13 protein-coding genes are annotated in these 13,255 nt (G+C 63.6%); 3 read left to right on the top strand and 10 right to left on the bottom strand.

Annotated elements, in window-relative coordinates:
* Positions 1–5: 5 nt before the first annotated feature.
* The 3 genes from AADZ55_RS08280 to AADZ55_RS08270 are packed head-to-tail and all read right to left on the bottom strand — an operon-like array spanning position 6 to position 2,134.
* Positions 6–254: a phosphopantetheine-binding protein gene (locus AADZ55_RS08280; RefSeq protein WP_085323853.1), complete on the bottom strand. Its 249-nt coding sequence runs from the start codon at positions 252–254 to the stop codon at positions 6–8.
* Positions 255–257: 3 nt separating this feature from the next.
* Positions 258–1,103, bottom strand: a complete 846-nt coding sequence (fabD, locus tag AADZ55_RS08275) for an ACP S-malonyltransferase (RefSeq protein WP_119184895.1) — start codon at positions 1,101–1,103, stop codon at positions 258–260.
* A complete protein-coding gene (locus AADZ55_RS08270; RefSeq protein WP_085323854.1) occupies positions 1,097–2,134 on the bottom strand; it encodes a LysR family transcriptional regulator in 1,038 nt (345 codons plus the stop codon). The genes fabD and AADZ55_RS08270 overlap by 7 nt, the downstream gene beginning before the upstream one ends.
* Positions 2,135–2,786: 652 nt before the next feature.
* On the opposite strand from AADZ55_RS08270, the gene AADZ55_RS08260 reads away from it, so the two are divergent.
* Positions 2,787–2,960, top strand: coding sequence for a hypothetical protein (locus AADZ55_RS08260; protein WP_165759338.1), 174 nt, complete (start codon positions 2,787–2,789; stop codon positions 2,958–2,960).
* Positions 2,961–3,378: 418 nt separating this feature from the next.
* A complete protein-coding gene (locus AADZ55_RS08255) occupies positions 3,379–3,936 on the top strand; it encodes a GNAT family N-acetyltransferase (protein ID WP_085323855.1) in 558 nt (185 codons plus the stop codon).
* Between the two features lie 3 nt (positions 3,937–3,939).
* Here AADZ55_RS08255 and AADZ55_RS08250 read toward each other — a convergent pair whose 3' ends face one another.
* The 4 genes from AADZ55_RS08250 to AADZ55_RS08235 form a co-directional block, all read right to left on the bottom strand.
* Complete coding sequence (locus AADZ55_RS08250) at positions 3,940–5,016, bottom strand: PDR/VanB family oxidoreductase (RefSeq protein WP_119184896.1); 1,077 nt, start codon at positions 5,014–5,016, stop codon at positions 3,940–3,942.
* A 22-nt stretch (positions 5,017–5,038) separates the two neighbouring features.
* Positions 5,039–5,947: a metal-dependent hydrolase gene (locus AADZ55_RS08245; protein ID WP_085323856.1), complete on the bottom strand. Its 909-nt coding sequence runs from the start codon at positions 5,945–5,947 to the stop codon at positions 5,039–5,041.
* Positions 5,948–6,049: 102 nt separating this feature from the next.
* The gene (locus AADZ55_RS08240; RefSeq protein WP_085323857.1) at positions 6,050–6,520 is read right to left on the bottom strand and encodes an SRPBCC family protein; all 471 of its coding nucleotides are present in this window, start codon (positions 6,518–6,520) and stop codon (positions 6,050–6,052) included.
* Between the two features lie 13 nt (positions 6,521–6,533).
* The gene (locus AADZ55_RS08235; protein WP_085323858.1) at positions 6,534–7,064 is read right to left on the bottom strand and encodes an Lrp/AsnC family transcriptional regulator; all 531 of its coding nucleotides are present in this window, start codon (positions 7,062–7,064) and stop codon (positions 6,534–6,536) included.
* An 89-nt stretch (positions 7,065–7,153) separates the two neighbouring features.
* On the opposite strand from AADZ55_RS08235, the gene ald reads away from it, so the two are divergent.
* Positions 7,154–8,269 carry an alanine dehydrogenase gene (gene ald, locus AADZ55_RS08230; protein WP_085323859.1) on the top strand — a complete coding sequence of 372 codons (1,116 nt, stop codon included), beginning with the start codon at positions 7,154–7,156 and terminating at the stop codon, positions 8,267–8,269.
* A gap of 66 nt (positions 8,270–8,335) precedes the next feature.
* On the opposite strand, the gene AADZ55_RS08225 is transcribed toward ald, so the two are convergent.
* Genes AADZ55_RS08225 through AADZ55_RS08215 form a run of 3 tightly spaced genes read right to left on the bottom strand, consistent with a single transcriptional unit; the run spans position 8,336 to position 12,924 of the window.
* The gene (locus AADZ55_RS08225; protein ID WP_085323860.1) at positions 8,336–9,370 is read right to left on the bottom strand and encodes a nitronate monooxygenase; all 1,035 of its coding nucleotides are present in this window, start codon (positions 9,368–9,370) and stop codon (positions 8,336–8,338) included.
* Between the two features lie 4 nt (positions 9,371–9,374).
* Positions 9,375–10,691, bottom strand: coding sequence for a M16 family metallopeptidase (locus tag AADZ55_RS08220; RefSeq protein ID WP_085323861.1), 1,317 nt, complete (start codon positions 10,689–10,691; stop codon positions 9,375–9,377).
* On the bottom strand, positions 10,669–12,924 hold the full coding sequence (locus AADZ55_RS08215) for a polyribonucleotide nucleotidyltransferase (protein WP_085323862.1): 2,256 nt from the start codon (positions 12,922–12,924) through the stop codon (positions 10,669–10,671). The genes AADZ55_RS08220 and AADZ55_RS08215 overlap by 23 nt, the downstream gene beginning before the upstream one ends.
* Positions 12,925–13,255: the final 331 nt, after the last annotated feature.

Raw genomic sequence — 13,255 nt, 5'->3', positions numbered from 1 at the left:
TCCTATTACGCGGCGATCTTTCTGTCGACAAATTCTTCGATCGCGGTTAGCGATACCAGGACGTTCTTGAGAACGTCCTCCATATCAATTTTGATGGCGTATTCCGATTCCAGAAACTTCATCAACTTGATATAACCGAAGGAGTCGATAACGCCTACCTTGAATAGGTCGGTATCCCCGGTGATCTCGTCATCGAACTCGAAGAGAAAGCGGTCTTCGAGGTACCGCTGAATCGGACTCGTACTCCGTGCCATGTGTCACACTCCAGCCTTGATCTTATATACCATTTGCGTGAGGACTAAACCGCCGATTTCGATAAATTCCATTTCGTTGTCGCTATCGAGCAGGGAACCGACACTCTCGGTCCAGCGCACCGGCATCACCAGCTGTTCGGCGAGCAGGTGGGGCAGCTGCCCCGGCTCATAAGGCCGACCGGTAACATTCGAAATGACCGGTATCGTGGGTTCGGCGAAACTGAACTGGGTCAGGAATTCAGCGAACCGCAGCTGAGCCGGTTTCATGTATCGAGAGTGAAACGGCGCACTCACTTTGAGTGGCACGAAACGGATTTCCCTGTCCTTCAGGCAGGCGTGCGCCAAGGTCAGTACGGGCCGTGTGGCCGCGATAACGACTTGTGAGCGGGTGTTGAAACCGGCAATATCGACGCCGTCGACACCTTCGTCGGCGAAGATTTCCAGCAATTCGTTCGGCGGTACATTCATCACGGCGGTCATGCCTCCGTCGGAAGCCGCCGCCATTAATTCACCACGCTTGGCGACCAGTCGCAGTCCCATTTCAAAATCGAAGACACCCGCCGCAAGTAGAGCATTATACTCGCCCAGGCTATGCCCCATATAGAAATCCGCTGGCGGGTCCTCACGATGAATCCGCTCGAAACTGCTCAGTGCGTTGACGACATAGAGTGCTGGCTGCGTGTATTCGGTGCGGGCCAACAATTCATTTCGGTCTTCGGTGCACAAAGAAATCAGATCGTAGCCCAGCACGTCCGACGCGAACTGCACAAGCCCCGGATAGCGCCCGAAAACGTCGACTCCCATACCCTTTTCTTGACTTCCCTGACCCGCAAACATGACCGTCAGCACGGCGGTCCTGCCTCATGGGACAACCTCGGCGCTGAGCAGTCAAACTTGCCATCCCGATTCGCGACAGCAGCTACGCTGCCGGTACAGCGCGAACTTGGGTATCGCACAATCGAATTCACATCGTCGGGGACCGCCACCATCGATCCAAGAACATCCAAGAATGCTTTCCCACGATTACTGATGGCCAAATCGGGCAGCATGGCCACACCGAGGCACGAAGCAGGCAAATCTTCAGCGATCTCGACTTCTCGAACCTTACCGCCTCCCAGAGTCGTGGCATTCGAAGCGCGTTGATACATCAATGAGAATCCGGAACCGGCGGCCACGAGACCGCGCATGGTTTCGATACTGGTCGTCGTGATTAGTTGGGGCATCTCGACCTCGGCGTGGGCGAACAAGTTCTCAAAATGGTGAAGGACGCCCGGCGTATTCAAGGTGACAAGTGGCCGAGAGGCCAACTCCGCCAAACCGATCGAGCCGACATCTCCGCACGGGTCATCATGAGGCAATAGGCCATAAATGGGCAGCTCGACCAGTGGGCGGAACCTAGAATCTCCGGACAAAAATTCGTACGTCACCACCAGTTCACAGCGGCCATCTTGCAGAAATTTCAACAGGCGATCCGCGGACCCCTCGTGGATATTCAGTTGAAGCGCCATATGACGCTCTTTGATCACGTTACAAACCACCGGTAACAGAAATGGCGCGATCGAAAAAAAGCATCCAACGTCGAGCGGTCCGGCGGTATCACCCGCCAGGGCAACGCTTTGCGCCTTCAGTATCCTGGCCTGCCCCAATAATGTGCGCGCTTCTTGCAACAAGTGTCGGCCGCTCGGAGTTAGCGCAACCCCGCGGGCGTGTCGACGAACAAAGAGGTGCACACCTAGCTCACGTTCCAGCCTCATCAGCGCCGACGAAACTGTTGACTGCGATACGTATAGCTTCTCCGCCGCCTCGGATATATTCCCAAGCTCGGCCGATACGACAAAGTATCGCAGTTGCGTCAGGCTAAAACCTAAATTGTCGATCATAACAATGCTAAGCGTCCCGAAACTACCGGAGTCGAAAGCCCGCGCTAAGCACATACACTTCGACACCACCAAACCATGGATCAACTTCGGAATTCGATCTCGCGGTAGCGTGGCACCTGGTTGAAGTCAAACGAGTGCTGAGTCTATTGCGCCGGCTTTGGAGCCGGGGCTGCGGCGAACTACTAACCACATTCTGGTGGACACCATTATGCAAACTACTTCGCGCGCGGCGACTTAACAAAGCACTTATCAGCGGCGCCGCAACAGCTTGCGCGCCCGCCAACCGAGCGGCCAGCGCTGCCACCGCCGCACTGGCCACCGCCAAGCCTTCAGACACCACGCGCAACCTCACTGTCGATATCCCTTTCAAGCGTTGCGCCGACCTGCGCGGCCCAACGCTGATGCCGAATCATGGAGCAACACAACGCAAATGCTCCGGAATATACATCTCACGGAGTGTTGTAGTTGTCAACTATCAACTGGTGCAACACATTACGGCTACGTAGGTATAGGCGACGGTTCCGTAGGTTTCGGTTCCATCTCGTTCACTTGGGTAGCTGGTAGGACCGGTCCCCGGCCCGGTCCACGGCGCGGTGCGGCCGCCCATCCGACAACCAGCTGGTGGCGGCTGTACTGGGCATACCCGCGTTGGTTGCCCCAGGAGCCGGGCTTTGAGCCAGGCGATCTGGGCGCCCAGGCCCTCGAGCGGGGTTGCGTTGCTCGGCCGCCGGCGGCGTTGCCGATCGCGATCGGCGCACTGCGCGCGCCGACCAAGATCAGGGTCCTGGTCCACGGCGCGGCACTGCAGCGCTGCCCCGCTCGATGAATAAACGTGTTCAAGATCACTCGGGGTCGCGTGTTCGAGCGGGTGCGCGGCTTACGCAGGGGCGGGCCATAATTGGCGCGCACGCGGCGGAAGGTGTCCGGTGCACCGGATGCCCGCCCGATGGCTGATCACCAGGGTTCCAGTGTCGCGGCGGCGCGCCCGCCAGCGGCGCACCCGCTCATCGGAGTCCCGCCACAGCGCACCCGCCCGGTTGTCGGTGAACGACCACGACGCGTCGTCGAACGTTTGCGGTCCAGCTCGTTGCCCCCGGCTGCGACGCCGAAGCGGCTTGCTCGACCCTACGGTTCCCGATCACCGCTGACACATACCCCTCACCCGCCGCCTCGTTCTTCACCCGCATCTCTGCGGCGAGGTCAGACGCAAAGCATGACTACGCAACCTACGCATCTAGGCTTAGATGACTTGTGGCGTTGTCAGCGGAGGTGCTCGTGTGAAATCCAGCGACATCAGGATCCGTGAAGCCAAGCCGGGCGATTTCGCCAAGGTCGCCGAGATGCACTATCCGATTTGGCGACAATCGTGGAGCGGAATACTGGAAGCGCATTTGCTCGACATGCTCGGTCCACCCAACCGCTGGATCACCGAGTTCTACCCACAAGCCCTCAACCGCCGTGGCTGGTCTATGTGGATCGCCGAGTCCGGTGGCAAGACACTCGGCATGACCATGTTTGGGCCGGACGTTGCGGATCCCAATCACATTCAAATCGACGCACTCTACATTGCCGAAGAATGCCAACGGCACGGCCTCGGTGGCCGACTGCTCAACCAAGCTGTGCGCTCAAATCCATCCGACAACGTGATCTTGTGGTGCGCAGAGAAGAATGGCAAAGCGCGTCGCTTCTACGAGAAGAAGAACTTCCAAGTCGACGGCCGCACCTTCACGTGGAAACCACTGCCTGGGGTGAACGTGGACCACGTGGGCTACACCCTGTATCGGTCGGCACGTCCAGGCTGACCGTCAGGCGTCGATGACGACCCGGCCAGTCGTCGCCCGCGATACGCAGACAAGCATCTCGTCGTCGCCCTCGGCCGTGCGGCCACGACGGTCGACCTGCCCGGCAACCACCTTGACCTTACAAGTCCCGCAGAACCCCTGCTGGCAGGAGTACGGGGTGGTCGGATCCCGGTCGAGCATGACGGCCAGGGCCGACCGATTCGCCGGAATGCGCAGCACGCGTCCAGACCGCCCGAGTTCCAGCTCGAACGGAACGCCGTCGACGACCGGCGGCGCGCTGAATCGCTCGTAGTGCAGTGGCGCGTTGGCATGTTCGTCGCGAGCCACGCGCACCGCTTCCAGCATGGGAGCCGGTCCGCACACGTAAACGGCCGTCGCCGGCCCAGCGCCGGCCAGCAGCTCGTCGACGGTTGCGAAACGCCCGTGCTCGTCGTCGGCCCATACCGTCACCCGTCCGGGCGCCACCGACACCACCTCGTCCAGGAACGGCATGTACTCGCGGCTGCGACCGGCATAGATTGCGTGCCAGTCGATTCCGCGCCGGGCAGCCATCTGAATCATCGGCAGAATCGGCGTCACCCCGATGCCACCAATCACGAAAAGCACGTCCTGCTCGGCCGCCCCGACGTAGAACGCGTTGCGGGGCCCTTCGAACACTAGGGAGTCGCCGACGTCGAAGGCTTCATGCATCTCGATCGAACCGCCGCCGCCGTCGGCGATCCTGCGCACGGCAATGCGGTAGTCCGTGCGTCGCCCGGGCGCACCGCACAGCGAGTACTGTCGGCGCCGGCCCGAAGGCAGCTGGACGTCGATGTGCCCACCGGGCGACCAGGACGGGAGCAGTCCGCCATCGGGGTCGGCCAACGTCAACGCCACCACGTCGGGGGCGACCAGCTCGCGCTCGGTAACCACCGCCAAGTTGGTGCGGCGCACCGGCAGCACCCGTGACGGCTTCCACCGCGACGCCGAGGCAAATCCTCCCAATAGCAATCGAACACCCCACAGCGCCGTGAAAAAGCTGTCCCGGCCGCGGCGACCGTAAAGATCGGCGGGCCTACTGGTCCAGCTGCTCTCCGGCACAGCAAAACTCCCGAAGAATGGCTTAGTGCGACGCGCGAGCGGCGGGCGAGACGGCCAGGTAGTCGACGGCCGCCCCCAGCCCGCCCAGCTGGGACGGGTGAAAACCTGGCTTGTAGTAGTCCCCGACTACCCGTGCCAGCCGTGGCAGCCCGGGCACCAACCCACGACGCGCCGCCGTGAAGTAGTCCCGGTAGCGCGGCTTCGTGCCCGGCGGCAAGCACGGATCCGCCGAGTACAGGAACCGCACGCCGCGAATCCACAACAGCAACATCACCGGGGTGACGGCCAGTTGAGCGCGCACCCGCCGCCAGTACCCGGCCCGCAGATGCTTCATGGTGTCGAAGGCCACCGCCTTGTGCTCGACTTCTTCCGCGCCGTGCCACCGGAGCAGGTCGAGCATCGTCGGGTCGGTGCCGACGACGTCCAGCTGCGGGGAGTTCAGGATCCACTCCCCCAACACGGCCGTGTAGTGCTCGATTGCCGAGATGAACGAAACCTGCTCCAACAGCCAGCTGTGTTGTCGGCGCACGCTGCGCCGAGGTTTGTCCCCCAGCAGCTTCTCGAATAGCCACCTGATCTGGTCGATAAACGGCGTCAAGTCGACGCCCCGCGCTGCAAAGTGATCGAGCACTCCGGAATGGGCTTGGGAATGCATCGCCTCCTGGCCGATGAATCCCTGGACATCCAGCCGCAGCTGGTCGTCCTTGATCAGCGGCAGCGCCTTCTTGAACACCTCGACGAAAAACTCCTCGCCCGCCGGCAACAGCAGGTGTAAGACGTTGAGGACGTGGGTGGCCATCGGCTCGTTGGGAACATAGTGAAACGGCAGGTTTGTCCAGTCGAACTCGACACGTCGCGCCTCGAGCACCAGCCGCTCGTGGTCGATCGCCATGTCATGTTGTCCCGCTGCCTGGTCATCAACGGCGAACATCGTGCCCCCTTGCCTCGGCGGTTTACACATGTCCAACAAATGTCGTCTAGGTGGACATGATGTGCGGATAAGTATAGTTGCCGCACGCCGGACGAGTTCGCGCTATCCGGCCTCAGCGCGTTGCTTGAGACGCTGCAGGGTGAGCCGGATGTGCTCGGTATTGGCGGCCGTACGATCGGTCACGCCGGTAGCCTTGCCGGCGATCCTGCGGAACCAGCCGGGCCGCCGGTCCCAGGTGCTCTCGGTGACCCGACAACCGCCGCCGGCGGCGACGATGTCGTACTGCCAGCGCGCGATCGGAACCAGGCTGTGTCGGACCTCGAACGCAAACACCCGACCCGGCTCTGCGTCGGTGACCGTGCACTTCGTGCTCCAGCGCTTGCTGCCGTTTTTGTTGTGACCAATGAACACCGCCCCAGTGCGAACAGCGTCACCATTACGCAACTCCATCGCCACTGCCTCCTGGGCCAGCGAGGCCAGCATCGGCAGGTCGGTGATGAGCCGATAAACCAAGTCGGGACTCGCGTCGATCTCGATGGTTGCCGTCACACAAGGCCCGGCGATCTTAGTCATCCGATGATCATAGTTAGCCCGACCGGGCTGAAATGGGCGCTGCGCCGCGGAGGTGCTCGAAGATCAGGGACGTCTGGGTGCCCGCGACGTCCGCGTCGGCGTTGAGGTTTTCGACCACGAACGAACGCAGATCCTCGGTGTCGCGGGCGGCGACGTGCAAGATGAAATCGTCGGCGCCGGCCAGAAAATACACGTCCATCACTTGTCGCTTGCGGCGGATCTGCCCGATGAAGCTGCGGATTTTCCCACGGGCGTTGGACTGCAGGTTGACCGAGATCATCGCCTGTAGCGGCATACCCACCGCAACCGGGTCGATGTCGGTATAAAACCCGCGGATCACGCCCAGGTCTAGCAACCGCCGAACCCGGCCGTGACACGTCGACGGAGCGATCCCGACCGTCTCCGCCAGCGCGTTGTTGGCGATCCGGGCATCCGCATGCAGCAGGCTCAGGATTCTGCGGTCCACTTCATCAAGATCAGCGAGCCGAACATCCTTCGGCGGGTCGGCCCGGCGAGACTTTTGTTCCGTCTGATTCTCACGCATACGACCCCTAGGCAGAATTATCGTCAGCGTTCTTGCAGGCCAATCGAACTTTCTTCACACTGAAGCCTACAACACGGAGAGGAGCAATCATGCGCGTCGGCGTTCCGACCGAGATTAAGAACAACGAATATCGGGTGGCCATCACCCCGGCCGGCGTCGCCGAACTCACGCGCCGTGGCCATGAGGTGCTCATCCAGGCGGGTGCCGGAGAAGGCTCGGCGATCACCGACGCTGATTTCAAGGCGGCGGGCGCGCAACTGATCGACACCGCCGACCAGGTGTGGGCCAGTGCTGACTTGCTACTCAAGGTCAAGGAACCGATAGCCGCCGAATACGGCCGGCTGCGCCGTGGGCAGATCTTGTTCACGTACCTGCATTTGGCCGCATCTCGTGCTTGCACCGACGCGTTATTGGATTCCGGCACAACGTCAATCGCCTACGAGACCGTCCAGACCGCCGACGGCGCATTGCCGTTGCTGGCCCCAATGAGTGAAGTCGCCGGTCGACTCTCCGCTCAGGTTGGCGCCTACCATCTGATGCGAACCCAAGGCGGCCGCGGTGTGCTGATGGGCGGGGTACCCGGGGTCGAACCGGCCGACGTCGTGGTAATCGGCGCCGGTACCGCCGGGTACAACGCCGCCCGCGTCGCCAATGGCATGGGGGCGACCGTCACTGTTCTGGACATCAACATCAACAAACTTCGGCAACTCGACGCGGAGTTCGGCGGCCGGATCCAGACCCGCTACTCGTCGACCTACGAGCTCGAGGGCGCCGTCAAACGCGCCGACCTGGTGATCGGGGCCGTTCTGGTACCGGGTGCCAAGGCGCCCAAGGTGATCTCGAATTCACTTGTCGCGCATATGAAACCAGGTGCGGTACTGGTGGACATATCCATCGACCAGGGCGGCTGCTTCGAAGACTCGCACCCGACCACCTACGATCACCCGACCTTTGCGGTGCACGACACGCTGTTCTACTGCGTGGCGAACATGCCCGGCGCGGTGCCGAAGACGTCGACGTCCGCGCTGACCAACGCGACGATGCCCTATGTGCTCGAACTCGCCGACCAGGGCTGGCGCGTGGCGTGCCGGTCGAATCCGGCGCTGGCCAAAGGTCTTTCGACGCATAGCGGAGCACTGCTGTCCGAACAGGTGGCCACCGACCTGGGTGTGCCGTACACCGATCCGGCGAGCGTGCTGGCCTGAGATCCCTTTATCGATGGCGCGAGCGTAACGTCGCTGCGAGTCCGCGAAGGAACTTTCGCAGCGGCGTTACGCTGAGCGCACGTCGGGGGTAAGGGTAGCGATGATGTCGGCCACGGGCCCCGGTTCGGCTTTCCGGTACGCCGAACCCGCCCAGAGGTTTATTCCGTGCGGGTCGTCCGCCTCGATCGCCGCCGTCCGTATCGGCTTCGTCATCTGGTGGACCTCCGGATAGCCCAGCGGCGCCACGTGGTCGAGCAGACGGGTGAAGTTGTTGGCCAGGCCCCGCGCATACCTGCCCGAGAACGCGCGAGTGACCAGGGTGGCGTCGAACTCTGGATTCTTCAGCGCAGTCCGGTGCGCGGCATTGGTTCCGGCTTCGTCGCTGAGCAGCAGCGCGGTACCGACCTGCGCGGCGATCGCTCCGCTACGCAGCACGGCGGCTACGTCCTCAGCGGTGCCCAGGCCGCCCGCTGCGATGAGCGGGACGTCGTGCGCGCTGCTGATGCGGTCGAGGAGTTGGTGCAGCGACACCGAACCGGGTTCCATGTCCGGCGCGAACGTACCGCGGTGCCCGCCGGCATCGGGGCCCTGGACCACGAGGCTGTCCGCGCCCGCGGCGATGGCCACGCCGGCCTCGTAGGCCGATGTCACGGTGATCGATACCAACAGGCCCAGCGCGCTCAATCGACGAACGACGTCCGGCGGCGGCGCGCCGAAGGTGAACGACACCACCTCGGGGCGCATATCGGCCACCACCTCGAGCTTGTGCTCCCAATCGTCGTCGTCACCATAGACTGGCTGACCCACCTCGGTGTGGTAGTACTCGGCGACCTCTTCGAGCTCATCTGCGTAGTACTCCAGCTGCACCCAGTCGGCGACGCTGGGTTGGGGCACAAACAAATTGACTCCGATTGGGCCTGTCGTCCCGGCGCGCGCGGCGGCGACATCGTCGGCGAACCGCTCCGCACTCACATAGCCGCCCGCAACGAAACCAAGACCGCCCGCGTTCGAAACCGCCGCGGCCAGGGCAGGGGTGCTCGGACCGCCGGCCATCGGGGCGCCGACGATCGGCACCGCGAGGTCCCAGAAGCCCAATACCATCGCGTTAATTTACCATCGCTCGAAGTTGTTGCGGCAGCGATCGTTTCGAGACGTACGGACCGAGAACTGCGGCACCGTAACGCTGACTCAGCACACGCCGGGCCACCGCGTTGACCTCGTCAAGGGTGACCTGCTCGATTTGCTGCAGGGTGTGCTCGATGGTGCGGTGCTTGCCGTAGTTCAACTCGCTGCGACCGAGCCGGCTCATGCGCGAGCTGGAATCCTCCAGCCCGAGCACCAGCCCACCTCGCAACGATCCCTTGGCGATGCGGCATTCCGCCTCGCTGATGCCGTCACGTGCCACTGAATCCAGCACATCGGCGGTCACCCGCATGACGTCGGCGAAACGCTCGGGCAGGCACGCGGCGTACACCGAAAGCGCGCCGCTGTCGGCGAACAGATCCAGCGCGGAGTAGACCGAGTAGGCCAGCCCGCGGGCCTCGCGGACCTCCTGGAACAGCCGAGAACTCAGGCCGCCGCCGAGCGCGGTGTGCAGCACCGACAGCGCCCAGCGATGCCCCCAGCCGCGCCCGGGCGTGCGTATACCTAACGACACGTGGGTTTGTTCGGCGTCCCGGTTGCTCAGCGTCAACCCGGGGCTGCCATTGACCCGGCCGGTGCCCTTGCGCGGCGCAACGGGCCGGCGCCCTCGGACCAACCGGGACCGGAAGTGCTCGCGCACCAACGCGAGCACCTCGTCGTGGTCCACGTTCCCGGCGGCCGCGACAACCATCCGCTCCGGGGTATAGCGCCGCAGGTGAAACGAGTGCAGTTGAGCCCGCGTCATCGCCGACACGGACTGCGCGCTGCCGATCACCGGGCGACCGACCGGGTGGTCACCGAACAACGCCGCCAGGAACATGTCCGCCAGGGCGTCTTCGGGGTCGTCGTCGCGCATCGCGATCTCCTCGAGGACGACGTCCCGTTCCAGCTCGACATCGGCGGCCGCACAGCGCCCGTTGAGTACCACATCGGCCACCAGGTCGACGGCCAGCGTCAGGTCGCTGTCGAGCACATGCGCGTAGTAGCAGGTGTGCTCCTTGGCGGTGAACGCATTCAGCTCCCCGCCAACGGCGTCCATCGCCTGCGCGATGTCCACCGCAGAGCGGGTCGGCGTCGACTTGAACAGCAGATGCTCGAGGAAGTGCGCCGCCCCGGCCACCGTGGCACCCTCGTCGCGCGATCCCACCCCGACCCAGACCCCAACCGATGCCGAGCGCACCGCGGGCAGGTATTCAGTGACCACCCGCAGGCCACCGGGCAAGATCGTGCGGCGTAGGGCCCCGGCCGCCCGCGGGTCAGGTGCTGGCCGTCGCGGCATCGGCTGGCGCTGCGGGGGCTTCGGCGACCGAGCTGTCGTCCTCAGCCACCAGGACCAGAGAGATCTTGCCCCGCTTGTCGATGTCGGCGATCTCCACTCGGAGCTTGTCACCGACGTTAACGACGTCCTCGACCCTAGCGATGCGCTTGCCCTTGCCGAGCTTGGAGATGTGCACCAGACCGTCACGCCCGGGCAGCAGCGACACGAATGCACCGAAATCGGTGGTCTTGACCACCGTTCCGAGGAATCGTTCACCCACCGTCGGCAGCTGCGGGTTGGCGATCGCGTTGATCTTGTCGATCGCGGCCTGCGCGGACGGCCCGTCGGTGGCACCGACGAACACGGTGCCATCGTCTTCGATGGAGATCTGCGCGCCGGTCTCCTCGGTGATGGCATTGATCACTTTGCCCTTGGGCCCGATGACCTCACCGATCTTGTCGACCGGAACCTTGATGGTGGTCACCCGCGGCGCGAACGGGCTCATCTCGTCGGGTGAGTCGATGGCCTCGGCCATCACCTCCAGGATGGTGAGGCGGGCATCCTTGGCCTGGGCGAGGGCACCCGCTAGGACCTTTGACGGGATCCCGTCGAGTTTGGTGTCCAGCTGCAGCGCGGTGACGAAGTCCTTGGTCCCGGCGACCTTGAAGTCCATATCACCGAACGCGTCTTCGGCGCCCAGGATGTCGGTCAGGGTCACAAAACGACGCTCAGCGGCTCCGCCTTCCACCTGCACATCATCGGAGACCAATCCCATCGCGATGCCGGCCACCGGCGCCTTCAGCGGTACGCCGGCGTTGAGCAGCGCCAGCGTGGACGCGCACACCGACCCCATCGAGGTTGATCCGTTGGAACCCAACGCTTCGGACACCTGGCGGATGGCGTACGGGAACTCCTCGACGCTCGGCAGCACCGGGATCAGGGCGCGCTCGGCCAGCGCACCATGCCCGATCTCACGCCGTTTGGGCGAGCCGACCCGGCCGGTCTCGCCGGTGGAGAACGGCGGGAAGTTGTAGTGGTGCATGTACCGTTTCGATGTCTCCGGTCCCAGCGAGTCGATCTGCTGGGCCATCTTGACCATGTCGAGCGTGGTCACGCCCAGGATCTGGGTTTCGCCGCGCTCGAACAGCGCGCTACCGTGCGCGCGGGGAACCACGGCGACCTCGGCCGACAATTCGCGGATGTCGGTGATGCCGCGACCGTCGATGCGGAAATGGTCGGTGAGGATGCGCTGGCGAACCAGGTTCTTGGTCAAAGCGCGGAACGCGGCACCAACCTCTTTTTCCCGGCCCTCGTAGGTCTCGGCCAGCCGTTCGACAACCTGAGCCTTGATTTCGTCGATGCGCTGATCGCGTTCGGCCTTGCCGCCGATGGTCAACGCGGCGGCCAGCTCGTCGGTGGCCACCGAGGACACCGAGTAGTACACGTCGTCGCCGTAGTCGGGGAACACCGGGTATTCACCGGTCGGTTTCGCGGCAAGATCGGCCAGCTCTTGCTGCGCGGTGCACAGCGCGGAGATGAACGGCTTGGCCGCCTCCAGGCCCGCCGCCACCACGCTTTCCGTCGGCGCCTGGGCGCCGCCTTCGACGAGCTCGATGACATTTTCGGTGGCCTCGGCTTCGACCATCATGATGGCGACATCACCATCGACAATGCGGCCGGCCACCACCATGTCGAATACGGCGCTCTCGATCTGTTCGACGGTGGGGAAGCCAACCCAGGTGCCGTCGATGAGCGCAACCCGCACCCCCCCGATCGGGCCGGAGAACGGCAGACCGCCCAGCTGGGTGGACGCCGATGCCGCGTTGATCGCCAGCACGTCGTACAGATCACCTGGATCCAGGCTCAGAATCGTCACCACGATTTGGATCTCGTTGCGCAGCCCGTCGACGAACGACGGGCGCAGCGGACGGTCGATCAGCCGGCAGGTCAGGATCGCGTCGGTGGACGGTCGGCCCTCGCGACGGAAGAACGAACCGGGGATGCGACCGGCGGCATACATCCGCTCCTCGACGTCGACCGTGAGCGGAAAGAAGTCGAAGTGTTCTTTGGGGTTCTTGCTGGCGGTGGTCGCCGACAGCAGCATGTTGTCGTCGTCGAGGTAGGCGACCACCGCACCGGCGGCCTGCAAGGCCAATCGGCCGGTCTCGAAGCGGATGGTCCGGGTGCCGAAGCTCCCGTTGTCGATGGTGGCTGTCGCCTCGAATACGCCTTCTTCAATTTCAGCTGCAGACATGACGTCCGTGCGGCCTCTCTGGGTCATTCACCTGTTTCGCGTCGTCACGCGCGCAACCCGGTGGGTTCGCAGTACGACTCACGGGCCCCGCAGGGCCTGCGAGCCGCCCCTGAGAGCTTCCCAAAGAGCAAGCCTGAATGCGGCTACGGCCATCGATCGAAGCGGCCGACCTGCCCCAGATCCGGGGAGCCCGGCAGCCACTACCGAAGACCGCCCGATACAGGCCGGGCTGCTCCCGTCGTGACTCGCTGGAACGGTACGCGCGGATCTGCGCGAACCGCACCATTTGCTGGGCCGAACCGGCCCAGAACGTCCTCACTCTACACGGGCG

Origin of the sequence: Mycobacterium decipiens, assembly GCF_963853665.1 — a bacterium.
GTDB classification, from domain to species: Bacteria; Actinomycetota; Actinomycetes; order Mycobacteriales; family Mycobacteriaceae; genus Mycobacterium; species Mycobacterium decipiens.
Note: the sequence above shows the minus strand (reverse complement) of the source record. Positions and strands in the feature narration are given on the sequence as shown.